This is a genomic window from Microbacterium maritypicum MF109 (assembly GCF_000455825.1).
Taxonomy (GTDB): Bacteria; Actinomycetota; Actinomycetes; order Actinomycetales; family Microbacteriaceae; genus Microbacterium; species Microbacterium maritypicum_A.
This window is the reverse complement of sequence record NZ_ATAO01000181.1, coordinates 13,013-37,121: the sequence shown is the minus strand read 5'-3', so window position 1 is coordinate 37,121 and position 24,109 is coordinate 13,013. Positions and strand designations below refer to the sequence as shown.

21 protein-coding genes and 1 tRNA gene are annotated in these 24,109 nt (G+C 66.1%); 12 read left to right on the top strand and 10 right to left on the bottom strand.

Annotation, left to right across the window (positions count from 1 at the left end; genetic code table 11):
• Positions 1-76: 76 nt before the first annotated feature.
• Complete coding sequence (locus tag L687_RS30920) at positions 77-769, bottom strand: phosphocholine cytidylyltransferase family protein (protein ID WP_017828502.1); 693 nt, start codon at positions 767-769, stop codon at positions 77-79.
• 249 nt (positions 770-1,018) lie between these two features.
• On the opposite strand from L687_RS30920, the gene L687_RS43280 reads away from it, so the two are divergent.
• Genes L687_RS43280 through L687_RS30905 form a run of 3 tightly spaced genes read left to right on the top strand, consistent with a single transcriptional unit; the run spans position 1,019 to position 4,822 of the window.
• The gene (locus L687_RS43280) at positions 1,019-2,974 is read left to right on the top strand and encodes an ABC transporter ATP-binding protein (protein WP_323131859.1); all 1,956 of its coding nucleotides are present in this window, start codon (positions 1,019-1,021) and stop codon (positions 2,972-2,974) included.
• Positions 2,950-4,515 carry a hypothetical protein gene (locus tag L687_RS30910; protein ID WP_021199675.1) on the top strand — a complete coding sequence of 522 codons (1,566 nt, stop codon included), beginning with the start codon at positions 2,950-2,952 and terminating at the stop codon, positions 4,513-4,515. The genes L687_RS43280 and L687_RS30910 overlap by 25 nt, the downstream gene beginning before the upstream one ends.
• 40 nt (positions 4,516-4,555) lie before the next feature.
• Positions 4,556-4,822: a DUF3039 domain-containing protein gene (locus tag L687_RS30905; RefSeq protein ID WP_026049764.1), complete on the top strand. Its 267-nt coding sequence runs from the start codon at positions 4,556-4,558 to the stop codon at positions 4,820-4,822.
• 2 nt (positions 4,823-4,824) lie between these two features.
• Here the strand turns inward: L687_RS30905 and L687_RS30900 are convergent, their stop codons facing one another.
• Positions 4,825-6,150: a nicotinate phosphoribosyltransferase gene (locus tag L687_RS30900; protein ID WP_021199674.1), complete on the bottom strand. Its 1,326-nt coding sequence runs from the start codon at positions 6,148-6,150 to the stop codon at positions 4,825-4,827.
• A gap of 63 nt (positions 6,151-6,213) precedes the next feature.
• Between L687_RS30900 and murI the strand changes: the two genes are divergently transcribed.
• The 4 genes from murI (at position 6,214) to L687_RS30880 (ending at position 9,454) form a co-directional block, all read left to right on the top strand.
• Positions 6,214-7,044, top strand: a complete 831-nt coding sequence (gene murI / locus L687_RS30895) for a glutamate racemase (protein ID WP_021199673.1) — start codon at positions 6,214-6,216, stop codon at positions 7,042-7,044.
• A gap of 52 nt (positions 7,045-7,096) precedes the next feature.
• Positions 7,097-7,837 carry a ribonuclease PH gene (gene rph / locus L687_RS30890; RefSeq protein WP_021199672.1) on the top strand — a complete coding sequence of 247 codons (741 nt, stop codon included), beginning with the start codon at positions 7,097-7,099 and terminating at the stop codon, positions 7,835-7,837.
• Positions 7,834-8,430 (top strand): RdgB/HAM1 family non-canonical purine NTP pyrophosphatase, encoded by a 597-nt coding sequence (rdgB, locus tag L687_RS30885; RefSeq protein WP_031207271.1) that lies wholly within the window; start codon positions 7,834-7,836, stop codon positions 8,428-8,430. The genes rph and rdgB overlap by 4 nt, the downstream gene beginning before the upstream one ends.
• Before the next feature lie 103 nt (positions 8,431-8,533).
• The gene (locus tag L687_RS30880) at positions 8,534-9,454 is read left to right on the top strand and encodes a cation diffusion facilitator family transporter (protein ID WP_021199670.1); all 921 of its coding nucleotides are present in this window, start codon (positions 8,534-8,536) and stop codon (positions 9,452-9,454) included.
• 17 nt (positions 9,455-9,471) lie between these two features.
• On the opposite strand, the gene ligD is transcribed toward L687_RS30880, so the two are convergent.
• Positions 9,472-11,433, bottom strand: coding sequence for a non-homologous end-joining DNA ligase (gene ligD / locus L687_RS30875; RefSeq protein WP_021199669.1), 1,962 nt, complete (start codon positions 11,431-11,433; stop codon positions 9,472-9,474).
• A gap of 150 nt (positions 11,434-11,583) precedes the next feature.
• On the opposite strand from ligD, the gene ku reads away from it, so the two are divergent.
• The gene (ku, locus tag L687_RS30870; RefSeq protein ID WP_021199668.1) at positions 11,584-12,393 is read left to right on the top strand and encodes a non-homologous end joining protein Ku; all 810 of its coding nucleotides are present in this window, start codon (positions 11,584-11,586) and stop codon (positions 12,391-12,393) included.
• 36 nt (positions 12,394-12,429) lie between these two features.
• Here the strand turns inward: ku and L687_RS30865 are convergent, their stop codons facing one another.
• Together L687_RS30865 and L687_RS30860 are read right to left on the bottom strand one after the other, a co-directional pair.
• The gene (locus L687_RS30865) at positions 12,430-13,209 is read right to left on the bottom strand and encodes a DedA family protein (RefSeq protein ID WP_021199667.1); all 780 of its coding nucleotides are present in this window, start codon (positions 13,207-13,209) and stop codon (positions 12,430-12,432) included.
• Between the two features lie 97 nt (positions 13,210-13,306).
• Positions 13,307-13,388 (bottom strand) — tRNA-Leu (locus L687_RS30860).
• Between the two features lie 139 nt (positions 13,389-13,527).
• On the opposite strand from L687_RS30860, the gene L687_RS30855 reads away from it, so the two are divergent.
• From L687_RS30855 to L687_RS30840, 4 genes are all read left to right on the top strand, one after another.
• Positions 13,528-14,724 (top strand): CpaF family protein, encoded by a 1,197-nt coding sequence (locus L687_RS30855; RefSeq protein WP_021199666.1) that lies wholly within the window; start codon positions 13,528-13,530, stop codon positions 14,722-14,724.
• Positions 14,721-15,578 carry a type II secretion system F family protein gene (locus tag L687_RS30850; RefSeq protein WP_021199665.1) on the top strand — a complete coding sequence of 286 codons (858 nt, stop codon included), beginning with the start codon at positions 14,721-14,723 and terminating at the stop codon, positions 15,576-15,578. The genes L687_RS30855 and L687_RS30850 overlap by 4 nt, the downstream gene beginning before the upstream one ends.
• The gene (locus L687_RS30845) at positions 15,566-16,528 is read left to right on the top strand and encodes a type II secretion system F family protein (protein WP_021199664.1); all 963 of its coding nucleotides are present in this window, start codon (positions 15,566-15,568) and stop codon (positions 16,526-16,528) included. The genes L687_RS30850 and L687_RS30845 overlap by 13 nt, the downstream gene beginning before the upstream one ends.
• 441 nt (positions 16,529-16,969) lie before the next feature.
• On the top strand, positions 16,970-17,164 hold the full coding sequence (locus L687_RS30840; protein WP_021199663.1) for a hypothetical protein: 195 nt from the start codon (positions 16,970-16,972) through the stop codon (positions 17,162-17,164).
• Between the two features lie 171 nt (positions 17,165-17,335).
• On the opposite strand, the gene L687_RS30835 is transcribed toward L687_RS30840, so the two are convergent.
• Genes L687_RS30835 through L687_RS41860 form a run of 5 tightly spaced genes read right to left on the bottom strand, consistent with a single transcriptional unit; the run spans position 17,336 to position 24,061 of the window.
• Positions 17,336-17,611 carry a hypothetical protein gene (locus L687_RS30835; protein ID WP_021199662.1) on the bottom strand — a complete coding sequence of 92 codons (276 nt, stop codon included), beginning with the start codon at positions 17,609-17,611 and terminating at the stop codon, positions 17,336-17,338.
• Complete coding sequence (locus L687_RS30830; protein WP_021199661.1) at positions 17,604-17,795, bottom strand: hypothetical protein; 192 nt, start codon at positions 17,793-17,795, stop codon at positions 17,604-17,606. Before L687_RS30830 ends, L687_RS30835 begins: the two co-directional genes overlap by 8 nt.
• Positions 17,788-19,737, bottom strand: a complete 1,950-nt coding sequence (locus L687_RS0121570; protein WP_031207265.1) for a fibronectin type III domain-containing protein — start codon at positions 19,735-19,737, stop codon at positions 17,788-17,790. The genes L687_RS30830 and L687_RS0121570 overlap by 8 nt, the downstream gene beginning before the upstream one ends.
• The gene (locus tag L687_RS42450) at positions 19,737-21,974 is read right to left on the bottom strand and encodes a hypothetical protein (RefSeq protein ID WP_152525880.1); all 2,238 of its coding nucleotides are present in this window, start codon (positions 21,972-21,974) and stop codon (positions 19,737-19,739) included. Before L687_RS42450 ends, L687_RS0121570 begins: the two co-directional genes overlap by 1 nt.
• The gene (locus L687_RS41860; RefSeq protein ID WP_021199659.1) at positions 21,971-24,061 is read right to left on the bottom strand and encodes a phage tail protein; all 2,091 of its coding nucleotides are present in this window, start codon (positions 24,059-24,061) and stop codon (positions 21,971-21,973) included. The genes L687_RS42450 and L687_RS41860 overlap by 4 nt, the downstream gene beginning before the upstream one ends.
• Between the last annotated feature and the right edge of the window lie 48 nt (positions 24,062-24,109).

Genomic DNA, 24,109 nt, shown 5'->3' with positions numbered 1-24,109 from the left:
GCGATCCTATGGAGCCCGCCCGCGAAAACGCCGAAAGCCCGGCCCCTCCGAGAGGCCGGGCTTTCGAGTCGAGCGATCAGACGAAGAGGTTCGCACGCTCCAGGTCTTCCGCGAAATCGACCTCGACCGCGTACAGGTCGGACACGTCCATCGGCTCGAGCAGCAGGCCGTCCTCGGCGATCGCGAGTTCGAGCCCGCGCTCGAAGTAGTCCTGGTCCTCGACGCGCTGCAGCTGACGCATGAACGCCTTCTTGTGCGCGGAGGAGATGTAGTTGATTCCCACGGCCTCGCCGAGTCCGCCCTTGACGGTCTTGGACAGCTCATTGATGAAGCCCTCGGCCGTGACCGTGTACTTCACCTCTTCGTCGCTGACCTTGGAGGTGTTCACCGTGACGAACGACTGGTCGCGCTCGATGTACTCGAGTGCGCGGCCGAGGATCATCGGGTCGAAGACGACATCGCCGTTCATCCAGAGAACTCCGCCGCGACCGGTCGCGCCCAGGGCGCGCAGGAGGCTCTTCGAGGTGTTGGTCTCGTCATAACGCTCGTTGTGGACGTAGTTGACCTGCGGGAACGCGTCGATGATGGTCTCGGCGCGGTAGCCGACGACGGTGGTGATGCGGGCGTCCGAACCGAATGCGGCGCGGATGTTGTCGTGCTGCTGGCCCATGATCGTGCGGCCGTCGCTCAGTTCGGTGAGCGGCTTCGGCAGCGCGCGGCCGAGGCGCGAGCCCATTCCGGCGGCGAGGATGACGGTCTGAAGAGTCACGAGTGCTCCTAAAGGAAGTTGTGTTCACGGTCGATTAACCGACCAGACACTTCGTCGTGCCGCGTTCATGGTATCGATTCCGCCTGGGAAGCTCAGGGCCGGGAGGCCCCTGTTGTCATTTCGTGACCGACTACACACCGGATGCACAGGGTTCCGTCTCCCGTGCGATCGCGGCGGAAATGCGCGATCCGAGGGCAGTTTATTGCGCGGCGGCCTTGGCGTACAGGCACCCGTTGATACCGTAGGACGGTGACTGCCTCCCCTGACGACCGCACCGCCCAGGTGGACCAAACCGAGACCGCGCAAGAGAAGACGTCGGCGAAGCGCGCGCCGGCGAAGAAGCAGAGTCCGGACGCGGCATCCGCCGCCGAGAAGTCGGCGCGACCGCCCGCGGTGAAGAAGCCCGCCGCGAAGACGCCCGCCGCGAAGAAACCCGCGGTGAAGAAGCCTGCGAGCGCGAGCACCTCCGCGGGTTCGAAGGCCGGCAGTGCCGCGGTGTCGAAGTCGTCGGCTGGGAAGTCGTCGGCAGCGACGTCCGGGACGCAGGCTGCTGCCGAGAAAGCGGCTCCCAGTGCGGATGTCGTGGTCGAGCCGCTCGTTAAGGCCGTCAACGGCTCGACGGCGAACCTCTCGTCGACCGCGAGCTCCGCCCGGAGCACCGCCGCGGCGCGCAATGCCGACGCGAAGGCCACGGCTGCGAAGACCACCGCGGCCAAGACGACGGCTGCGAGGACGACGGCGGCGAGGACGACGGCTGCGAAGACGACGGCTGCGAAGACGACGGCGGCGAAGACCACGGCGGCGAAGACCACGGCGGCGAAGACGACGGCGGCGAAGACAGCGGCTGCGAAGACGACGGCCGCGGCCAAGACGGCCGCGGCCAAGACGACGGCGGCCAAGACGACGGCGGCCAAGACGACGGCAGCCAAGACGACGGCGGCGAAGGCCGCTGCATCCAAAGCGGCCGCGGCGAAGACCACGGCGCGCTCGGCTGCCGCGAAGACCACGGCCGCGAAGGCCACGGCCGCCAAGATGGCGGCCGCGAAGAAGGCGGCGGCGAAGAAGGCCGCAGAGGAGGCGAAGGCGGCCACGGAGACGGCGGTGACCGCACCCGAAGCTCCGTCCGTCGCGGCCGCTCCTCTTGCGGCCTCTCCCGTGCTCGAGACCGAATCGGTCGTCGAGACCGTTCCTCCGGCCGCATCCGCTGCGGCGCCGACCGGGTCTGTCGCGGAGCCTGCGCCCGCCGCCGAGCCTGCGCCCGTGCCCGCCTCGGAGTCGCCTCTCGCCGCGGATCCTGTCGAGGAATCTGTCAGTGCGGAACTTCTCGAGACCGAAACGGCCGCCGGCGATCCGTCCGAGGCGGAGTCGATCGAGGTCATCCAGGCGATCGGGGACTCCGACGACGCAGCTTCCGACGCCGTGAAGCCCGATGAGGTCCTCTCCGCCGGCGAGGCGATCAGCATCCGCGGGCTCGTGAAGCAGTTCGGCGACAACCGCGCAGTCGACGGCATCGACCTGACCGTGCCCGCGGGGTCGTTCTACGGAATCGTCGGGCCCAACGGTGCCGGCAAGACCACGACGCTCTCGATCGTCGCCGGGCTTCTCCGCGCCGACGCGGGCAGCGTCGTCATCTGCGGTGTCGACCAGGCCAAGAAGCCGCTCGCGGCGAAGAGGCTGATGGGTGTGCTCCCCGATCGGTTGCGCACGTTCGACCGCCTCACCGGTCGGCAACTGCTCTACTACTACGGGTTGCTGCGCGGCCTCGCCGCGGATGTGATCGAGAAGCGCGCGGCCGACCTCGCTCGTGCCTTCGATCTGGGCGATGCCCTCGGCCGCGTGGTCTCGGACTACTCGGCCGGCATGACGAAGAAGATCATGCTCGCAGGGGCCATGATCCATTCGCCGCGCGTGCTGGTCCTCGATGAGCCGTTCGAGTCGGTGGACCCCGTCTCGTCGGCGGTCATCCTGGACATCCTCCGCGCCTATGTGTCGCACGGCGGCACGGTGATCCTCTCCAGCCACGGCATGGATCTCGTCGAACGCGTGTGTTCGCGCGTCGCGATCATCGTCGGCGGAGAAGTGCTGGCCGAGGGGACGATCGACGAGGTGCGCGCGGGTCAGACGCTCGAAGCGCGCTTCGTGGAACTCGCCGGCACCAGCGGAGAGGTGGAGGGGCTCGAGTGGCTGCACACGTTCTCCGACTGAGACTCGCGCTTCTTCTCGGTTCCCTGCGCGGCGACCGTCGGGTTCGATCGATCGTCTCGTTCGTCGCGGTGGTCGCGGTCACCGCCGCGGTGTGCGTCGCCGTGTTCAGCCTTGCCGCAGCCTCTGTACCGGTGGCCCGCGCGGTCACGGTGCTCGGTGGCGCGGCCCTTCTCATCGGATTCCTCGTCGGCCCGATCCTCGTCGGGGCCGTCGATCAGCTCGACCCGAGACGCTTCGCGGTCTTCGGCGTCGATGATCGCCAGATGCCCTGGGTGCTGGCACTGGCCGCCTTCGTCAGCGTGCCGAGCATGGCGCTTCTCGCCGTCTACATCAGTGTCTGCATCGTCGCGATCGGAGCAGGCACGCCCTGGCCTCTGGCTGTGCTGGTGACGATCGCCGGTGTCCTGACCACGATGCTGGTCTCGCGGATCGGTATGGCCCTCAACGCACTGCTCCTTCCCGAGCGCCGCTCCCGCGAGCTCACGGCGCTGTTCGCACTCGCGCTGATCGTGGTCGCCTTCCCTGTCGCGGTCTTCTTCGGATCGCTTCGTTGGGACGGTCTCGTGCCCCCGTCTCTGGCGACCCTGTCGAGCGTGTTCGGCTACAGCCCGTTCGCTGCTGCCCCCGCCTTCCTCTTCGATTCCGCGGCCGGTGCGACCGCTTCCGCGTGGATCAGCGGTGTCATCGTGGTGCTCACCGTCGCTCTCCTCTGGATGGTGTGGACGTGGCTCGTCCGGCGTCTGCTGACCACGACCGAGCGTCCGGTCGCCTTGCGCGAGCGCACCGGACTCGGGTGGTTCGGGCTGCTGCCGTCGAACGCCTTCGGTGCGATCGCGGCGCGAAGCCTCGTGTATTGGCTTCGTGACCGTCGCTACATCATGAACATCATCGTCGTCCCCGTGGCCGGCGTGCTCTCGATGCTCCCGCTCGTCGTGGCCGGAGTCCCGTTGGAGATCGCCGCGCTCGTGCCCGTGCCGGTGATGGCGCTGTTCTTCGGGTGGCTGCCGCACAACGACGTCGCCTACGACTCGACGGCATTGTGGACCCACGTCGCGAGTGGCGTCCGGGGTCTTCCTGATCGTCTCGGGCGTCTCGTTCCTGTGCTGCTCGTCGCCATCCCTGTTCTCGCAATCGCCGTTCCGCTCTCACTCGCGCTGATCGGGGACTGGAGTCTGCTGCTGCCGTTGGGCGGCTTGGCGGCCAGTCTGCTGTTCTGCGCGCTCGGCGTCTCGAGCATCGTCTCGGTCGTGGCTCCATATGCGGTCTCGCGGCCTGGTGACAGTCCGTTCCAGCAGCCGCAGCGACCGACCTCTCGCGGGGCGTACGGTCCTGCAGCGGCGTTGCTCGGCGCCATCGTGCTGAGCGTGCCGACCATCTGGTTGTTCGCAGCGACGATTCTCGACGGTTCGGCGTACGCTCCGGCGACCTTCTGGGTCGGGCTTCTCGTCGGTCTCGTGACCGCGGCAGCCGGAGCCGTCGTCGGCGGTCGCATCTTCGAGCGCAGTGGAGAGCGCCTGATGGAGTTCGTCGAGACCGCGTGAGGACCGCCCGCTGGGCGTTCGACGCCGCTAGACTCACGGGATGAGTACTCCGCTGGACAGCCCCGATCAGGGCGGCGTGGCAACGCTTGATCGCGAACTGGAAGAGCTCCTCCGCGAGGAGAATCTCGAACCGGGTGACCATGAGCGCTTCTCGCATTACGTGAAGAAGGACAAGATCCTCGAGTCCGCGATCACCGGCAAGCCGGTGCGCGCGCTGTGCGGCAAGAAGTGGACCCCGGGCCGTGACCCGGAGAAGTTCCCGATCTGCCCCACATGCAAGGAGATCTACGAGTCGATGATCGGCTGACCTCAGTCGGCTTCGAGATACACGGTGGGAATCGCCGGGTCGGACTTGCTGAGCGCGAGCGCACGTACCGGGAGCTCTTCGCGCACACGCAGATGATGAGCGCGTGCCGCTGCCGTGCCGTCGACTCCCTCGTACGAGGAGTCGATCTCGCCTGCCTCGACGAACGTCACCTGCAGCGGGCGGCCGTCGGGGTGCTCGGCCGCAGTGTCGAGATCTTCGAAGCCGTCCGACACGACGACCGTCTCTGCGGTGGCGACGCCGTCGACCAGAGTGCGGAACGCCGCTTTGCGTCCGCCATGCGATGCCTTGTCGGCGGACGCCTTCGCGACGCCGATCCAGGACCCCTCCGCATCCTGGCGCGCCACCAGCTTGTAGACCATGCTGGCGGTCGGATACCCGGACCCGGTCACGACCGAGGTTCCGACCCCGTAGGCGTCGACGGGCGAGGCGGCGAGGGCGGCGATCGCGTACTCGTCGAGGTCGCTGGTCACGGTGATGCGTGTCGACGTCGCACCGAGTTCGTCGAGCTGCGCGCGGACATCGCCCGCGACGATCGGGAGGTCACCGGAATCGATCCGGACGCCGCCGAGCTCCGTGCCGGCGACGCGGATCGCCGTCTCGACACCCGTGCGGATGTCGTACGTGTCGACGAGCAGCGTCGTTCCGGTGCCCATGCTCGCGACCTGGGAGCGGAAGGCTTCCTCCTCTGTGTCGTGCAGCAGCGTCCAGGAGTGCGCGGCGGTGCCCATCGTGGGGATGCCCCAGCGTCGTCCGGCCTCGAGATTGCTGGTCGCCCCGAAACCGGCGATGTATGCGGCTCGGGCTGCGGCGACGGCCGAGCGCTCGGCGGCCCGGCGGGAGCCCATCTCGGCCAGCGGACGTTCGCCGGCGGCGATGCTCATGCGCGATGCGGCGGTGGCGACGGCGGAGTCGTGGTTGAGCACGCTCAGCGCGAGAGTCTCGAGCACCACCGCATCGGCGAACGTGCCCTCGACTGTGAGGATCGGAGAGCCCGGGAAGTACAGCTCGCCTTCGCGGTAGCCGCGGATGGATCCGGTGAACCGATAGTTCTCGAGGTGAGCGATGGACGCGGCATCCACGACGTTCTCGTCTCTGAGGAACCGCAGTTCGTCGTCGCCGAAGCGGAAGTCGCGCAAGAGGCCCAAAAGGCGGCCGGTGCCCGCGACGACACCGAAACGGCGGCCGCCGGACAACCGTCGGGAGAACAACTCGAAGACGCTGGGGCGGAACGCCGTCCCATCACGCAGGGAAGCGGCGAGCATCGTCAGCTCATAGCGGTCGGTGAGCAGCGCCGTCGACGTGGTCATGCGCTCAGTTTAGTGAGAGCGCCGATGCACGCGGCGGGTTCCGCGCGGGTAGGCTGGGGAGTCATGAACGACGCGCCGATCGGGATCTTCGACTCCGGTGTCGGCGGGCTCACGGTGGCGCGAGCCATCCGCGCCCAGCTGCCCCGGGAGTCGTTCGTCTACATCGGCGACACCGCCCACTCGCCGTACGGTCCGAAGCCCATCGCGGACGTGCGCCGCTACTCCCTCGAAGTGCTCGACACCCTGGTCGAGCAGGGCGTCAAGATGCTGGTGATCGCGTGCAACACCGCTTCCGCCGCCATGCTCCGCGACGCTCGCGAGCGCTACGACGTTCCCGTGGTCGAGGTGATCGGCCCCGCGGTGCGCCGCGCGGTCTCCACCACGCGCAACGGACGTGTCGGTGTGATCGGCACTGTCGGCACCATCGGCTCGCGCGCCTACCAGGACATGCTCGAGGTCAACGAGAGGCTGCAGGTGTTCACCGCCGCCTGCCCGCGCTTCGTCGAATTCGTCGAGGCCGGGATCACGGGTACCCCGGAGGTGCTCGCGGTCGCCGAGGAGTATCTCGCGCCCCTTCGAGACGCCGAGGTCGACACACTCGTGCTCGGCTGCACGCACTATCCGTTCCTTCGGGGCGCGATCAGCTACGTCATGGGAGAGGGCGTCACCCTCGTCTCCAGCGACGATGAGACGGCAGGCGACGTCTACCGCCAGCTCGTCCGGGGTGATCTGCTCGCGTCGCCGGATGCCACCGCCAGCTACGTGTACGAGGCCACCGGCGCCTCGACCGACGACTTCACCGCGCTGGCCAACCGCCTGATGGGCCGCGAGGTCCGGGACGTGCAACTGGTCCAGACCGGCGTGATCACCCTCCCCGAGATCGCTTTCGAGTAACCCGGATCGAGTCGCTCCGATTCGTTCCGCCATCCCGACCTGAAAGAAGCACATGTCCGAAATCGTCCGCGTCGACGGCCGCTCCACCGATCAGCTTCGTGAGATCACGATCGAGCGCGGTTGGAGCGCGCACGCCGAGGGATCGGCATTGATCAGCTTCGGCGGCACCAAGGTGCTGTGCACCGCCTCCTTCACCAACGGCGTCCCGCGCTGGCTGACCGGCAAGGGCAAGGGCTGGGTCACGGCCGAGTACTCTATGCTCCCGCGCGCCACGAACAGCCGGAACGACCGAGAGAGCGTCAAGGGCCGCATCGGCGGTCGCACCCACGAGATCTCGCGACTGATCGGGCGCGCGCTGCGGGCCGTCGTCGACACGAAGGCGCTCGGCGAGAACACGATCGTCATCGACTGCGACGTGCTGCAGGCCGATGGCGGCACGCGCACGGCGGCCATCACCGGCGCGTACGTGGCGCTCGCCGACGCGATCGAATGGGGCCGGGAGAAGAAGTTCATCGGCAAGAACTCCACGCCGCTGCTCGACTCGGTCGCGGCGGTGTCGGTCGGGATCATCGACGGCGAGCCCATGCTCGACCTGGCATATGTCGAGGACGTGCGCGCCGAGACCGACATGAACGTCGTGGTCACCGGCCGTGGGCTCTTCGTCGAGGTGCAGGGAACAGCCGAGGGCGCACCGTTCGACAAGCGGGAGCTGGATGCGCTGCTCGAGCTCGGTCTGGCCGGATGCGCCGACCTGAAGGGCACGCAGCTCGCCGCGTTGAAGGGGGAACGATGATGCGAGTCGTTCTCGCGACGCACAATCCGCACAAGGTCGCGGAGTTCCAGCAGATCGTGGAGCAGACACGCCCCGACCTCGAGATCGTCGGCTACGACGGTCCGGAGCCGGTGGAAGACGGCGTGACGTTCGCCGAGAATGCGCTCATCAAGGCGCGAGCGGCCGCCGCTCACACAGGACTCGCTGCGCTCGCCGACGACTCCGGCATCTGCGTCGACGTGCTCGGCGGGTCACCGGGGGTGTTCTCCGCCTACTGGGCGGGGCAGAAGAAGGACGCGACGGCGAATCTCGAGCTGCTGCTCGACCAGCTGCACGACATCGCCGACCCCCACCGCTCCGCGCACTTCACCTCGACGATCGCCCTCGTGCTGCCGGACGGCCGGGAGCAGGTCGTGGAGGGACGCTGGCCGGGTCGCCTGGCGCATACGGCGTCGGGCGCCGGCGGCTTCGGGTACGACCCGATCTTCATCCCTGACGGCCAGCCGGCAGGGGAGGAGCGGTCGGTGGGTGAGTTCTCCTCCGATGAGAAGCAGGCGCAGTCGCACCGAGCGCGCGCCTTCGCGGAACTGGTTCCGCTGCTTGCCGCGCTCTGAGCGCGGCGGCCGCGAGAAACCGCTGCTGAAGCTGAGAATCGTTACCCTTCCCGACTAGCCGGAACCCGCCTTCCGGCCCTCGATCCCGGTCTAGCCTGGGGGCATGCACGATCACGCACCCGCCCCCGGTGGCATCCGTTCCGCGAGCAGCAGACGCCTGCTCGCGATCTCGCTGTCCCTCACTGCGACGGTGATGCTCGTGCAGGTCGTCGGCGCACTGCTCTCCGGCTCTCTGGCGCTACTCGCCGATGCGGCGCACATGTTCACAGATGCGTCCGGTCTCGTGATCGCCCTCATCGCCGCCACCGTCGCCGCACGTCCGGCCGACGACCGGCGCACTTTCGGGTATCAGCGCGCCGAGGTGTTCGGCGCGCTGATCAACGCGGTGATCCTGATCGCCCTCGCGACCTGGGTCGCGATCGAGGGGATCGGGCGACTCATCAATCCGGGGGAGGTCGAGGTCGCCGGCGGGCTGATGCTGGTCGTCGCCGTGGTCGGGCTCCTCGCGAACGCGGTGTCGATGTGGCTGTTGAGTCGTGCGCAGCGCACCAGCATCAACGTGCGCGGTGCGTACCTCGAGGTGATGGGAGATCTGATCGGTTCCGTGGCGGTCATCGTGGCAGCCGCGGTCATCCTCATCACCGGATGGATGCCGGCCGATGCCATCGCCTCGCTGTTCATCGCGGCGATGATCATCCCCCGGGCCATCGCGCTGCTGCGGGAGGTGTTCTCGGTTCTCGCCGAGTCCGCGCCGAAGGGCACGGCGGTGAGCGAGATCCGGACCCACCTGCTCGGGTACGACGGTGTCGTCGGGGTGCACGACGTCCATGTCTGGCAGCTGACCCGCGGGGCCCCGGTGTTCACGGCCCACGTCAGCATCGACCCGGAGCTGTTCGCCGACGGACGCTCGTCGCAGCTGTTGACCGAGATGCAGGCATGCCTCGCCGACCACTTCGACGTGGCGCACTCGACCTTCCAGATCGAGCCTGCGGAACAGGCGGACTGCGAACCGCGACACGCCTGAGCGATCCGGTCCTGACCTCAGCTTTCGACGGCGATCTCGTGCGGGCTCTTGTCCGGGCGGAGCCCCCGCCAACGGGCATGGCGGAGCACACCGTCGGGCGTCCAGTTCGCGAACTCGACCTCGCCCACGACTTCCGGACGCACCCACAGGGCGTCGGAGGCATCGGGCGCGGGGACGCCGTCGAGTGGGGCAGCGTCCACGCGCAGCGGATCGAGTCGTGCGAGCAGGTCGCGCAGTATTCGGTCGGTGAATCCGGTCCCCACACGTCCGACGTAGCGGAGACCGCCCGTTCCTCGGTCCGGATCGGGCACGGCGAGCAGCAGAGATCCGAGCGTGCTCTCCCTGTCGCCCTTCCCTGGCCGGATACCGACGATCACCGCCTCCTGCATCCGCGTGTGCTTCAGCTTCAGCCACGAGGGGGAGCGCTGCCCTGGCCGGTATCGCGACTGAGGATCCTTGACGACGACGCCCTCGAGTCCGAACTCCCTGCTCGCGGCGAGTGCCGCGTCCACGTCGTCGAACACGGGAGGGATCTGCACGGGGGCGTCGAGATCGTCGATCAGCTCCTCGAGCAGGGTCCTGCGTTCGCGCAGAGTCATACCGGTGAGGTCGTGTCCGTCGAGACGCAGCAGGTCGAACAGCATGTAGACGACGGGGGTGCGGACCACTTCGCGTTCGATCTCCCGTGGCCGGGTGAGGTGCATCCGGTTCTGGAGGAGGGAGAAGCTCGGCCGGCCGTGGGAGTCGAACGCGACGATCTCGCCGTCGACGACGGCGTCCGCCACGGGGAGGAAGGGCGCGCCGTCAGCAGTGAGTTCGGGATACCGGGCCGTGATGTCCGTGCCGCGGCGCGCGTGCAGCAGCATGCGCCCGTCTGCCCAGGTGCCCATCGCACGGATGCCGTCCCACTTCACCTCGACCCACGAGGGGTCGCTCAGTGCACGTGCCACTCCGGGGGTGCCGTTCTCCGCGAGCATCGGCGCCATCGACGCCGTGGCCGGAGGGGCGACAGCGGCGCCAGGGGCGGGAGAGCTTCGGGGATATCGATGGGAGTGATGGGTCTTCGCGGGTTGCGGGAGCGGAGTCGTCGCCGGCGGGCGGAGCATCGCGAGCGGGTCGATTCCCGCGGCGGCTCGCGCGAGCACCTCGTCGAGGTCGAGCTGCGCGAGTTCCGGGGCGTCGAGTTCCTCCCACGTGCGAGGGGCCGCCACCCAGGGCTGTGCACGTCCGCGGAGGGAGTAGGGCGAGATGGTGGTCTTCTTGCCGTTGTTCTGGCTCCAGTCGAGGAACACCTTTCCCCCTCGGACCGCCTTCGCCATGACGCTGGTCGCGAGGTCCGGGTGATCGCTCTCGATCATCCGTGCGAGCTCCTTGACGACGGCGGAGACCTCGTCGCTCGTCTGCTCGCCGGGCAATGACGCGTAGAGGTGGATGCCCTTGCTTCCGCTGGTCACCGGCAGAGGGTCGAGCCCCATGCCGGACAGGAGGACGCGCGCGATGCGGGCGACCTCGGCACACTGCGCCAGCCCCACGCCGGGGCCGGGATCGAGATCGAGGACGAGTCGATCGGGGTTGCCGGGAAGGCCCGCGGAGGAGAAGCGCCACTGCGGCACATGCAGCTCGATGGCGGCGACCTGCGCAAGCCACACGAGAGTCGGGATGTCCTGGACGAGGGGGTATTCCTTCGGACCGTCCGAGTGCTGGATCGCCTGTCGAGGAATCCACGAGGGTGCGCCCGGTTCGAGCTGTTTCGTGAAGAAGGCGTCGGCCGGGGCATCCGCGGTCCCGACGCCCTCGACCCAGCGTTTGCGCGTGACGGGGCGCCCGGCGAGGAGGGGGAGCAGGAGTGGAGCGATGGCCGTGTAGTAGGCGATGACCTCGCCCTTGGTGGTGCCGGTGGAGGGGTAGACGACTTTGTCGAGGTTCGTCACCCGCAGACGACGACCGTCGACCTGCACGATCTGCGCGTCTGCGACCATGGGGCCAGCGTAGTCAAGGCGCAGCATCGCCAGGGGTAGCGTCGCCAGGAGTAGCGCCGCCAGGGGTAGCGTCGCCAGGGGTAGCGCCGCCAGGGGCTGGCGCCGTCAAGGGGCTGGTCGTGACGGCTGTGACTGGTGTCTACTGGTGTGATGAGGACGATCTGGAAGGGCGCACTGACGTTCGGGCTCGTGAATGTGCCGGTCAAGGTGTACTCCGCGACCGAGGACCACGACGTGCCGCTGCATCAGGTGCACGAGAAGGACGGCGGGCGCATCCGCTATCAGCGCACCTGCGAAGTCTGCGGAGAGACCGTGGCGTACGCCGACATCGACCGCGCCTACGTCGACGAAGGCCAGACCGTCGTGCTGACGAAGGACGACCTCGCCGCCCTCCCCGCGGAGAAGAGCCGGGAGATCGACGTCGTCGAGTTCGTGCCCTCCGAGCAGGTCGACCTGCTCACCCTCGACAAGCCGTACTACCTCGAACCCGATTCGAAGTCGCCCAAGGCGTATGTGCTGCTGCGGAAGACGCTCGAACAGACGGACCGCACGGCGATCGTGCGCTTCACACTTCGGCAGAAGACACGGCTCGCCGCGCTCCGGGTGCGGGGGAAGGTCCTCGTGCTGCAGACCCTGCTCTGGGCCGATGAGGTGCGCGAAGCCGCGTTCCCTGCGCTGGACGAGGACGTGCGGATCTCGAAGAAGGAGCTGGAGCTCTCGGCCTCGCTCGTCGACAGCTACTCGGCGGACTTCGACCCCGAGGCATTCGTCGACGAGTACCAGAAGGAGCTCCGTACCCTCATCGACGCGAAGATCGAGGCGGGCGACACGTTCGACGTGGCCGAGACCTTCGGGGAAGCAGAGAAAGCGGCCGAGGGCGGCGAGGTCATCGACCTCATGGAGGCGCTGCGCGCGAGCGTGGCGCGCTCGAAGGAAGAGCGCGCGAAGAACGCGGGGTGATCATCGGGTGCCGAGGAACCGGCACCCGATGATCGATCAGTGCTTGCCGTCGCCGTCCAGGTCAGGGGCGCGGTCGAACACGTCGGCGTCGAGCACGAGTTCCTGCGCTTCCTCGGCATCGGTGACCACGTCTTCGCCGGCCGCCTCGGCCTTCTTCGCCTTGTGGCGCTCGGACAGGTAGTGCCACAGCGTGACGAGTGCGGTGCCGCCGACGGCCGCGAGCAGGATGAGGTCGATGTAGCTCTCCACGAACTCGGCGACCGGCGGGATGAACCCGATGAGGTAGCCGAACATCGTGAGCCCGAAGCCCCAGAGGACCGCACCGATCAGGTTGTAGAGCGTGTACTTGCGCCACGGCATGTGGCCGACGCCGGCGGCGACCGGGGCGAAGGTCCGCACGATCGGCACGAAGCGCGCGAGGATCACGGTGATGCCGCCGAAGCGCTCGAAGAACGCGTTCGTGCGTTCGACGTTCTTCTTGCTGAAGAGGCCCGATTCCTTGCGCTCGAAGACCGCCGGTCCGCCCTTGTGGCCGATGACGTATCCGACTTCACCGCCGACGAACGCCGCGAGGCCGATCAGGAGGGCGACCCACCAGACGCTGATGCCGAAGACGCCGTGCTCGGAGCCCGCGATCGGGTGCGAGAGGAGGCCGGCGATCACCAGGAGGGTGTCACCGGGAAGTAGGAATCCGACGAGCAGACCGGTCTCGGCGAAGATGATGAAGCACACCACGAGCAGTGCCCACGGCCCGGCGGTCCCGATGATCGTCGCAGGATCGAGCCAGGGGATGAGAGCGGTCGGTGCGTGCAGCATGGTTTCGAGCACTGGGGGAGTCCCGTCGGTCGTGAATGGTCGGCGGTAGAACAGAGCGATGTCGTGACGACCGGAGAAAGGTCGTCGTCGTCTCTCGTGCGGAAGGTGGGACTTGAACCCACACGCCCTGGGGCACAGGAACCTAAATCCTGCGTGTCTGCCAATTCCACCACTCCCGCGCGGTGGAATCAGTCTACTGATCACCGAATCCGCGTGTCTGGGGATCAGCCCGTAGTCCGCGCCGGCCGACGGTCGGGCGCGGGGAAGGCCTGTGGATAACTTCCGAGGCAGGCCTCGGATTGTTGCGAGGATGCCGGGGTGAGTCATCCGTCCGCCCTTGTCGCCGAGCGCGTGCGGTCGCGTCTGCGTGCAGAGGGCATCGATCCGTCCGTCGATCCGGGCGCGGCGTGGCGGATCACCCACGCCGAGGTCCGGCGTCACGACGATCTCGCCCTCGCCCGCGGCGAGGCCCTGATCGACGATGAAGCGGCGTGTGTGAGAGAGGTCATGGCGTCGCTCAGCGGATTCGGTGCGCTGCAACCGCTGCTCGACGATCCGGAGATCGAGGAGATCTGGCTCAACGGAACGGGACACGTGCACGTCGCGCGAGAGGGAACGGCCGAGCGGACGACCCTTCGTCTCGACGAAGGGACCGTGCGCGACGTCGTCGAGCGCATGCTGCAGTCGACCGGTCGGCGGGTCGACATCAGCCAGCCGTTCGTGGATGCTTCGCTGCCGGACGGGTCCCGTCTGCATGTGGCGATCGCTGATGTGGTGAGGGGCTCATGGGCGGTCAACATCCGCAAGTTCCTGCCGAAGTACCGATCTCTCGGAGCGCTCGCCGCGCAGGGGATGATGCCCGCCGATGTCGCCGAGCTGCTGCGGACGGCGATGAACGACGGCAAGAGCGTGATCGTCTCCGGCGCCACGCACGCGGGGAAGACCACGATGCTCGGCGCGCTGCTGGCCTCGTGCGCCGACGTTCAACGCATCGTCACGGTGGAGGAGACATTCGAACTGGCCGTGGAGGGGCCCGATCTCGTCGCGTTGCAGGGGCGACAGGCGAGCCTCGAGGGGACCGGGGAGATCACGTTGCGCAGGCTGGTGAAGGAGGCGTTGAGGATGCGACCGGACCGTCTCGTGGTCGGCGAGGTCCGCGACGCGGAAGCTCTCGATCTGGTCCTCGCGCTCAACACCGGGGTGCCGGGCGCATGCACCGTGCATGCGAATTCTGCGGCTGAGGCCATCGAGAAGCTCACGATCCTTCCACTCTTGGCCGGGCGGAACATCGATCGCGAGTTCATCGCCCCTGCACTCGCCGCGTCTGTCGACCTGGTCGTGCACTGCGCCAGGGACCGCGCGGGGCAGCGACACGTGCAGGAGATCATCGCCCCGACCGGCGACCTCGCCGAAGGACGGCTCCAGACCAGGAACGTCTACCGGGCAGGAGCGCCAACGAGCGACGGCATCGGCACCGGCCGCAGCGAGCCACGCCTGATCGGGATCGTGTCGTGACAGTTTTCGTCGGCGCCCTCCTCGCGGCCGGGGTGCTTCTGTGCCTGTCGCCCTGGATGTGGCCGCGATCAGACGCGGCCGAGGTGGCCACCCGGCGAGGGCGACTCGTCCGCCTGATCGAGGAGGCCGGCTTCGACCGGCTCTCCCGGCGCACGCTCCTCGTCATCGTCACCGCGGCCGGACTGATAGCCGCATCGGTCGCCTGGCTCCTGACCGGGATCGCCGTACTCGCGCTGCTGGCGGGCGTCGCGGGAGCCGTCGCACCCATCGTGTTGTTGCGGGGGCGCCGAGCGCGGTTGCGACGGTTGCGGCGACAGCTCTGGCCGGACGTGTGCGATCTCCTGATCGCGGCGATTCGCGTGGGCCTGTCGCTCCCCGACGCAGTGGCGAGCCTGGCGGAGTCCGCGCCGAAGACGCTGAGACCGGCATTCGTCGTGTTCGCGAGGGATCTGCGTGCGAGCGGCAGATTCGAGACCAGCCTCGACCGACTCAAATCCACGCTGGCCGACCCCATCGGCGATCGCATCGCCGAGACATTGCGGATGGCGCGTCAGGTCGGTGGCACGGAACTGATCAGTGTGCTGCGCGCGCTGTCGAGTTCGGTGCGGGCGGATGCCGCCCTGCGGGGCGAAGTCGAGGCTCGCCAGTCATGGATCCGGGGCGCGGCCGTCCTCGGCGCGATCGCCCCCTGGGTGATCATGGGGCTGCTCGTTCTCCGGCCTGAGGGAGCAGCAGCGTACGGCACTCCCGAAGGGATGCTCGTGATCTGCCTGGGAGCAGCGGTGTCGGTGGTCGCGTTTCACATCATGGTCCGCATCGGCAGGCTTCCTGAGCCGCGGCGGTGGTTCGGGTGAACGGGGTCTCGGCGCTCGCGATCGCGGTTCTGATCGGGTGCGGCTTCGCTGCGGGGGTGCTGAGCATCCTCTCCGTGCTTCCGCGCTGGAGAGCGGCATCTCTCGTCGTGCGGATCGGGCCGTATGTGCGCGATGTCGTCGCTGACGACTACCTGCCCCGAGGTGTCCTCCCCGCGGTGGGATCACTTCCCACGAGCGGGCGGACGCTGTGGGAGCGTGCGCGGGGCGCTTTCGAGAGGCTGGTCGGCGGGGGAGAGGCTCTCCGCCAGCGCCTCGCGCAGGCGGGTGTGCGCACGAGCCCCGCATCGTTCCGTGGTCGGCAACTGGGCTGGGGCCTCGCCGGGATCGGTGTGGGCGCAGTCGTGCTGACCGTGCTCGCGCTGGCCGGGCGGCTGACGGTGCCGACGAGTGTGATGCCGCTTCTCTGCGGGGCGGCTGCCGCCGCTGCGTACGACCTTCAGCTCTCTGTGAGGGCCAAGGCTCGCCGGGTGCGACTCACCGACGAGCTCCCGACGACTCTCGAGTTCCTGGCTCTGTGCCTCTCCGCAGGTGAGGGGTTCCTCGATTCTCTGCGTCGGGTGGCCGATGTGGGCTCCGGCGAACTCACTGCTGAACTGCGACAGGTGGTGCTCGCGGTCGGCACGGGCTCGCCGCTGGCCGACGCACTGCACGAGATGGCGCGACGCCTCCAGCTTCCCGAACTGTCGCGCGTCGTCGACCAGGTGATCGCGGCGCTCGAGCATGGTGCGCCCCTCGCCGCGGTACTGCACGCTCAGGCGGGTGATGCGCGCGAAGACGCGAAACGTGTGCTGATCGAGCAGGCGGGACGCAAAGAGATCCTGATGCTTCTCCCGCTCGTCTTCCTGATCCTTCCGCTCTCGGTGCTCTTAGCGAAAGTCAAGTTAAGGGTATGTAGCGTGCCAAGAAGCCCGACATACTGTCACCACTGAGGGGCGCGACACGCCAGCGACACGCCGAAGGGGATTTTCCACAGGCATCCGAATGTCCGCGGGGCGACGTTGCACGCCTCTTGTGGATGGATCACACAACGCGGCTCAACACCCTTGAAATCTCGCGGCACTACCACCGAAAGGGGGGAGCGCTACCTGTGGATGAAATGGTGCTCGACCTGTGTTGTACCCGTTGAGAACGGTGGATAACTACACGGATGTAACTACTACCCCTTGTGGTCGTTCCCCAATGTCGGTCCCCATATGTAGTATTGGGACATCGGCAAGCAGGCGCGGAAAAACCCCTCAGTTCAGGTTGCAACTGTTCTGAGGGGCGGAAGATTCCTTTGTATAGCGGAAACTTCCTCCAAGGTACGCACGTCGATCACATCCAGCAAGTTGTTGGGCGTGTCCTACAAAAACCCTTGGAGGGTTAGCACTATGAGTACTAACAGCAACAACCAGCTCCGCCCCGGCGAGATCGCGCGTCAGTCCGGACAGTACGAGATCGTTGGGCCGCGTGGCCGTCGCACGGGTGATGAGCGGACGGTGGTTCGCGGCGAGCCGATGCCCCCGACGCCGAAGCCCAACATGAGCTTCAACCTCGTGGACCGCACCAAGAACGGTCGTCGCTGATGGTTATCCGGTACAACACCGTGACCTGTCCGCACTGCCACCGCAAGCTGGGACCGTTCGGTTCCTACCGCCCCGGACTCATTCGTTGCGGTAACTGCGGGAAGAGCTTCAACCTCCGCTGATGCTCTCCAGCCTCAGGGCGTCGGACTCTGTCCGGCGCCCTGAGTGCTGTCAGGGCTGGGGGAGGTTTGCGAGAGCTTGGCTGATGCTGCTGAGGACGACGAAGAGGCCAATGAGCGTTGATGCGCCTCCGATGATCCCGACGACAGCGCCCACCACAGCCCACCACGGGGCCTTCGGTTTCTGCTGCGCCTTCATCTCGGTCACGTCGGCCTCCAGCTTCCTAAGCCGATCGTCCATCCCCTGGAGGTGTGACACCTTCTCCTCAATTCTCCCTAGGGTGACGGCGATGCCGGTGATGTCAGTGCTCGATGCGTTTTCATTCATAGGTGTTGTACGCCTCTGGTTGCCCGTTCGAAGTGTCTCCGACGTTCAGTAGAGCCATGACCAGCGGGAGCAGCACGGGTGCCGCCTCAGCCGGAAGCAGCTTGAAGTAGATGAGGACCGGCACGGCGGCGATGCAGACGCCGTAGATGTACTTGCGGGTCTTGGGGGTGAAGATGTTAGTCATTGATGACTCCAATCAGGGTGAGGGTGATGAGCCATCGCTCAGGGGTGATGTCGTGCGAGAGCGCGACAATCTGGGAGTCCTGCTCCGTACCGTCGAAGCGGACGATGATGCGCTGTCCTACGTCCAGGACGGAGGCCATCGCTAGGTCCTCTTGGGCGTTCCACTTCACGGAGGAGATGAGCCGCGCTGTGTGGTCGTTCGTGTCCAGAATCTCGGCCAGACGGTTGTTCAGTGACTCGTCATACGGGACCTCACTCCAGAGGTTTGTTTCTAGCCGCTCGGACCTCACGCCGTACTTGACGATGGAGGGATCAGAGGTAACGACCAGCTCGTCATTTTCCTCATTGGCACGGGCAGCATCCACGCCGTAGTTGGTGACCTCCAGGCGGTTGGTGAGGCTGCGAGTGCTGTAGGCGGCGGCCACGTCCACGTAGTGGAGGGCGTTGTCATCCACCAGGTCTGTGAAGACGGCGGTGACGGGCAGCGCGGAGCCGGGGAGACGGAAGCGGGTAACGCCGTCCATCCCGACGTACCAGGACGCACCTACCGAGTTGCAAGCAAGGTCCAGGTGGTTGGCCAGGTTGGACTCATAGATGGTTTCGCGGAGTCGCTGGTCATAGTCGGTGACGGCCTGGGTGAGGCGGACGGTGTGGAACGCGATACGCTCCACCTCCTCCGTGGCACCAGGGACTGTCACAGCACCGGCAAGGGTGATGCGAAGTACCGCTGTCGTGGCATCGGCTACGAAGTCCAGGTACGGAAGCGTCGTGTCTGGACCAACGGTGACCGCTGCGGCTGCGCCCTCGGTGAGCACGGAGAGGCGGTAGCTGGTCGCCAACGGCGCGCCCGCGATAGAGGCCCGCGCCTCGAAGCGGTACGTCTTACCGACGATGAGGCCCGTAGCGGTCTTCTCGATTCCGAGAACGTCGGCAGCAATCGACGTGGCCCCGGTGCTCAGGCTCTCCACCCAGAGCGCCTGGTTGGTACCGGAGACACCGCGCCGGATGCCCTCAGCGGTGATGTAGCTGATGTTGGTGGGCTTGGTCCCAATCCGGGTCCAACCGTCCAGGTCACCGGCATCCAGCACCAGCATGGAGCTGCGCGAGCTGGAGTAGGCATTGACGCCTCCAGCGGTGACAGCCGCCACACGCGCGTACCAGATGCGTCCACCAGCAAGACCGCCCACCGCGAGGGTCAGGACGTTGCCTAGGTCGTAGTTGTAGACCGTGCCGCTGAAGTTGGCGTCACGGGCCACCTGGAGGCGGTAGCCGGTGAGTCCCGTGGTGGTGCTCGGGGCGCTCCAGGTCGCAACAAGGTGCGCTGTGCCGTTCTGTGCCCAGGTGTTCAGCGTCGGCGCGGGAAGGCCCACGTAGGCGCTGACGACGTTGGACCAGCCTGACCAGCCCACAGCGTTGGAACCGCGCGAGCGGAAGTAGTACGTGCGTCCAGGGAGAAGGCCCGTGAAGGTCGTGGTGCCGTTGGACGCCACGGTCTGTACGTTCTGGGTGAAGGCCGCATCGGTGGCGCACTGAGCCTGCCAACCGGTGATAGCGGAGCCACCGTCAGTGGTGCCACTGAACCGGTAGCGGGCAGTGGTGGCGGTGAGTTCGTCAACGCCGATCGACGTAGGCGCACCAGGGACCGTGGGGCGGAAAATGTACGTATTGAAGCTGGCAGCTCCACCAAGTCCGGAAGTGCCTGTGGCCTGCTGTCCGATGTTGACGTACTGCGTGTAACCGACGCCCCAAGCGCCAAGCTCACGGATGCCGAAGCCCTTACCTAGGCTGACCGTTCCACCAACACCGATACCGTTGACCGTGCCGTACCAGCGATACGAACCCACGAACGTCTGGGGGTCAGAGCAGAGGACGTAGAAGCGGACGACAGACCCGTCATCCGTGACGCGGAGGGTACCGCGATTACCAACACCGTAATCAGCCATTAGAAGCTATACACCACCTTTGGAGCACCCACCGGGGGTGACTCAATAGGAGCGAGCGCGGAGCTAGATAGGCGAGCAATGCGCTGCTCGAAAGTCTCGTAATAGGGGGCACCGATCATCGCGCCGTAGCGGGGCGTGGTGCCGTGAATCTTGACGGCATCGGAAACCGTCACAACAACCGATGTGCGCTTCTCACCTGTGCTCTTCTTGAAGGGGTAGGTGGAGGAAACATCTGTGACCGTGCCCGTGAAGATCGGGGTTGCCGGGTAGAAGCGGGTTACTTGGATGTCGTCCAGATAGGAGTTGCCAGCCGCAACCTGATTGAGCTTGAAGGCGATAGCCTCCGTAGCCGTGCGCGCCTTGAACTCGTAGACGCGCTTTTCATAGGTGTTGGCGGTCGCCAGAGCCACGGCGGCAGAGCTTCCACCTCCGGCCTCGATGGACACCAGAGTGGTGGCGTTGCCCTTCACCCAACCCTCAACGCGATACCAGCCACCAGGGGCTAGCCCGGTGAAGTTGCGCGTGACGGTCTTTACGCCGGTAGTTGTCGATGTCGAACCTGCGTAAGTGCCTGAGTGTGCGTTGAGGGGAGTGATCCCGGTTAGGCCTGTCCAGGAGTCCAGGCCGTTGTTGGTCACCTGAGTCCACGCCGTACGGGTCAGCGTGAAATCATCCCAGTGAGAGGCGTTAGGCGCATTGATAATGAAGCTGTTCGTTGCAGCTCCCGTGGTGTTCTGGGTCACCTGAGTCCACGCGGACGTTGCCGTGTTCCAGTAGTACCCGGCGAGCTGGTACGGGTGACCCACCAGGAGGCCTGTGAAGGTCTTTGACTGACCAGAGCCATAAGCTGCTGAGCGGGTGCCTGTGCGCGCTCGTACGTTGGAGTTGGTGCCTAGCCAGCCGTCCATAGCGTTAGTACCGGTGGTATACGCTGCGCCGGTTAGGGTGACGTCATCCCAAGAGAAGCCACCGCTACCGACATTTGTAAGGCGTAGTTCATGAGAGGTTGAGGTTGCTGTGAATGTGTAGGAGACATTCCCATAGGTACTAGCCGGAATCGCCACGTCGGCGCTGTTGCTTATGCCGGTCACGCCGATTCTTGCGGATCGACCAGAGTTCAGAGGGCGCGCCCAGGCAGAGAAGGTGTAGGACCGACCAACTACCAGACCGTTGACAACTCGGGTTACAGACGTGGCGGTGTTGTACGAGACAGAGAGGGCCTTGATTCCGGTTCGCGCGGTTCCGGCGTTGTCGAGGAGAAAGGTTGTTCCATTGGCTACCCAGCCGCCAGTATTGGACTCAAAACCTTCTGAATATGCAACCTCTCCAGCCGGGTAAGTTGCTTCTGTGAATCCCTCAAAGCCGTGTGAGTAAACCTGCTGAGCTGGCCAGCTCGTAGCGGCGTACGTGTCAAAATCGTGCGTGTAGATGACCTGATCCGACTTGCCGGGAATGACAGCTCGGACAACCTGCCCAGGCTCGAAGACACCACCGCTGAGCGGGTCCTGATCGTTGTGCAGCGTGAAGCTCATAAGCCCCACGTCCGTCTTGATGCCAAGGCCCGTGCGAGAGCCGCCACGGGTGATAGAGCAGCGCGTGGCCTTAGCCAGTGAGACAGGGCCAGAGGGTGCGCCCTTGTGTGTCATGAGGCCCGACACGTCCATGAACGTGGTGGCAGATACGGTGACGGACGCCACGCGAACGGTCACGGAGTAGCGTGTAGCTCCAGCGGGAACTACACCCGTCCACGTCGGCTTCACCCAGGCGGTACCGGAACCAGCACCCGTGTACGCACCGAAGGACGTTCCGCCTATCCACGCCCCAGTTCCGTTATGGAACCGAACGCCGACGATGTAGCCGGGTGTCGGCACGTTCATACGGACCCAACGGCTGACCGTGATGGTTTCGCCGGGGGTGACCGTTGGCCCAGAGAAGATGACGTCTGATCCCTGCGCCTCGATGGTGGGTGCAACGTCCTGGTTGCCGTAGGAGTCGATGCCGCGCCCAGCGACGGTGCCGGACTCCGGGGACGTGAAGCGTGCAAGCGTGCCGAACGGTAGGACATTCTCAGCACCGTTGGCTACCCATGTACGGGTCCAGCCGAAGCGGGTACCGAAGGCGGCGGCGCTTCCCGTGGAGACAGCCGTGGGGTTGGACTCCAGGGTGGTGTAGTCGCTCCAGGAGGGGACCCGCTCAATATCGACCTTGCCGAATAGGGGGCGCTCTACAACGGTCATAGTCGGCCTCCGCCCTTGTAGTACTCGTCAAGGGCAATCGCGACACGTCGCCCAATTTCGGGGCCAGTGTCTAGACCGCCGTCAACACTGATGTTGATGACGGTGGGGGCAGGAGCACCGGCACCCGCGTAAGCGAACTCAAGGGACGGCGAAGTCAGCTCGGGGTTGAAACCGTCAGCGACCTTGGATGACAGGGAGTCCATCGCGCCGTCCACCAGAGAGGCGTTCTTGAGCAGACCTTGAGCGAGACCCTGGACGGTGTTCTTTCCGTACCCGGCCATGAGGCGAGACGGGGAGTGGATGCCCAGGAAGGACAGGAAGTTGCCAACGGCATCCTGGGCGATCTTGAGCAGCGCGGAACCAACCGAGCCAGCGGCCTGGAAGATACCCTTGACTAGCCCGCCGATGAGGTCCACACCGGCACGGATGAGCTGCGGGACCAGCCCGATGAGCGTGCTGATCATCTTGGGCGCAAGGTCGATAAGAGCGCTGATGAGCTGCGGAATCACCTTGGGGATTGCCTGCACCAGACCAGTGAAGAGCTGCACCGCTGCGTCGATGAGGCGCGGGATCATCCCTACGACGGTGGAAACGATCTTGGGCAGAAGGTCCAGGATCGCGTTGAGCAGCAACGGCAGGATGACTGGCAGCGACTCGACCAACGCCGTGAAGAGGTTGATAGCGGCATCCAGGATGCCGGGGATCATGTTGAGGATGGACTCCACCAGCTTGGGGAGAAGATCCACAATCGCGGTGATGAGCTGCGGGATGATGACCGGTAGCGCCTCAACCAGAGAGTTGAAGAGCTGGACGGCGACCTCAAGGAGCTGCGGGATCATTCCGAGAATGAGCGTGACAAGCTGCGGAAGGATCGTGACCAGAGTGTTGAGGATCGACGGCAGCACAACCGGAATGGCCTGCACCAGCGCGGTGAACGCCTGGACAGCGGCAGCAAGAATCTGGGGCGCGCTCTGGACCAGGAGGTCCACGATGCCGACGATGAACGTCATGACCGCTGTGACCAGCGCCGGGAGAATCTGGGGGAGGGCCTGAGCGATAGCGGAGAACGCCTGGACGGCAGCGTTGAGCAGCGCGGAGCGACCCTCACCAATGGACGCGATGATGGGCGTGAGGCCTCCACCAGCAAGCCAGGCAGCAGCGCTCTGGATACCCGCAATGAGGGCAGGGAGAAGCCCGGCGATCAGGCCGGAGAAGTCCAGCGTGCCGGTGCCGTTGAGGAGGTTGAAGATGAAGTCAGCGAAGGCGTTAGAGGCGGCGGTGATTCCAGCGGTGAAGGACGCGAACGCGTCAGACCCGGCAATGCTGTTGACCAGGCTTCCGAGCGCGGCGGTGACCGCCGTGACGGCGGGGAGCAGCGCGGTACCCAGGGTCGCGTAGAGGTTCTCTGTACCGGCGCTGAGGCGCTGCTGAGCACCGGCAAGCGTGGTGGACTCACGGGCGAACGCACCCATAGAGTCAGCGGCCTGCTCGTTCAGGAGCGCCATGGTGGCGGTGAACTTGGCGTTCTTCTCCGCCTCACCGGACAGGCCACTAAGGCCCATCTCGGCCATCTTGGCCTTGAGGGCAGCCTCATTGATGCTGATTCCGTAGCGCTCGATGGGATCACGCTCACCCCGGAGCAGCGAGGACAGAGCCGCCACCGCGTCAGAGGTGGAGCCACCGAACTGGGCGGCGAGGTCGGCACCCATTCGGATGAGGCCGTCCGTCTGACCGGATAGCTGGTCCTGCGCCACGCCCATGTTCTTAAGCTGCGATCCCAGGACGGTTGCCAGTCCGGCGTACTCACTCTTGGCGAGACCTACGCTGTCAGCAGCCTTGTTGGCCCAGTCCTCCATTTGGCCCGCGCTGGACTTGAAGACGGACTCCATTGCGCCCATATTCTGCTCCAGCGTGGAAGCAGCCTTGACGGCCTTGACGCCAACTGCAGTGGCGATGACACCGGCGGCGACGGCTACAGCCCCCGCACCCTTGGCGAACTTGGCCATGGCGGACTCTGAATCACCAAAGGCCTTCTGGAGGCCCTTAGCGTTGGCGGTGATTGAGACAATTACCTGGTTCTTAGCCATTGCGGGCCTCCTTACTTCTGTCTCGGTTTGGTGCCCCCTGGGTCTGCG

Bases quoted from the DNA above. Each gene is read 5' to 3' on its own strand.
- ku (WP_021199668.1), top strand. From the start codon at position 11,584: ATGAGGACGATCTGGAAGGGCGCACTGACGTTCGGGCTCGTGAATGTG.
- L687_RS30865 (WP_021199667.1), bottom strand. From the start codon at position 13,209: ATGCTGCACGCACCGACCGCTCTCATCCCCTGGCTCGATCCTGCGACG.
- L687_RS0121570 (WP_031207265.1), bottom strand. From the start codon at position 19,737: ATGGCTGATTACGGTGTTGGTAATCGCGGTACCCTCCGCGTCACGGAT.
- L687_RS30900 (WP_021199674.1), bottom strand. From the start codon at position 6,150: ATGACCACGTCGACGGCGCTGCTCACCGACCGCTATGAGCTGACGATG.
- L687_RS30840 (WP_021199663.1), top strand. From the start codon at position 16,970: ATGAGTACTAACAGCAACAACCAGCTCCGCCCCGGCGAGATCGCGCGT.
- L687_RS41860 (WP_021199659.1), bottom strand. From the start codon at position 24,061: ATGGCTAAGAACCAGGTAATTGTCTCAATCACCGCCAACGCTAAGGGC.
- murI (WP_021199673.1), top strand. From the start codon at position 6,214: ATGAACGACGCGCCGATCGGGATCTTCGACTCCGGTGTCGGCGGGCTC.
- ligD (WP_021199669.1), bottom strand. From the start codon at position 11,433: ATGGTCGCAGACGCGCAGATCGTGCAGGTCGACGGTCGTCGTCTGCGG.
- rdgB (WP_031207271.1), top strand. From the start codon at position 7,834: ATGATGCGAGTCGTTCTCGCGACGCACAATCCGCACAAGGTCGCGGAG.
- rph (WP_021199672.1), top strand. From the start codon at position 7,097: ATGTCCGAAATCGTCCGCGTCGACGGCCGCTCCACCGATCAGCTTCGT.
- L687_RS42450 (WP_152525880.1), bottom strand. From the start codon at position 21,974: ATGACCGTTGTAGAGCGCCCCCTATTCGGCAAGGTCGATATTGAGCGG.
- L687_RS30835 (WP_021199662.1), bottom strand. From the start codon at position 17,611: ATGAATGAAAACGCATCGAGCACTGACATCACCGGCATCGCCGTCACC.
- L687_RS30905 (WP_026049764.1), top strand. From the start codon at position 4,556: ATGAGTACTCCGCTGGACAGCCCCGATCAGGGCGGCGTGGCAACGCTT.
- L687_RS30880 (WP_021199670.1), top strand. From the start codon at position 8,534: ATGCACGATCACGCACCCGCCCCCGGTGGCATCCGTTCCGCGAGCAGC.
- L687_RS30830 (WP_021199661.1), bottom strand. From the start codon at position 17,795: ATGACTAACATCTTCACCCCCAAGACCCGCAAGTACATCTACGGCGTC.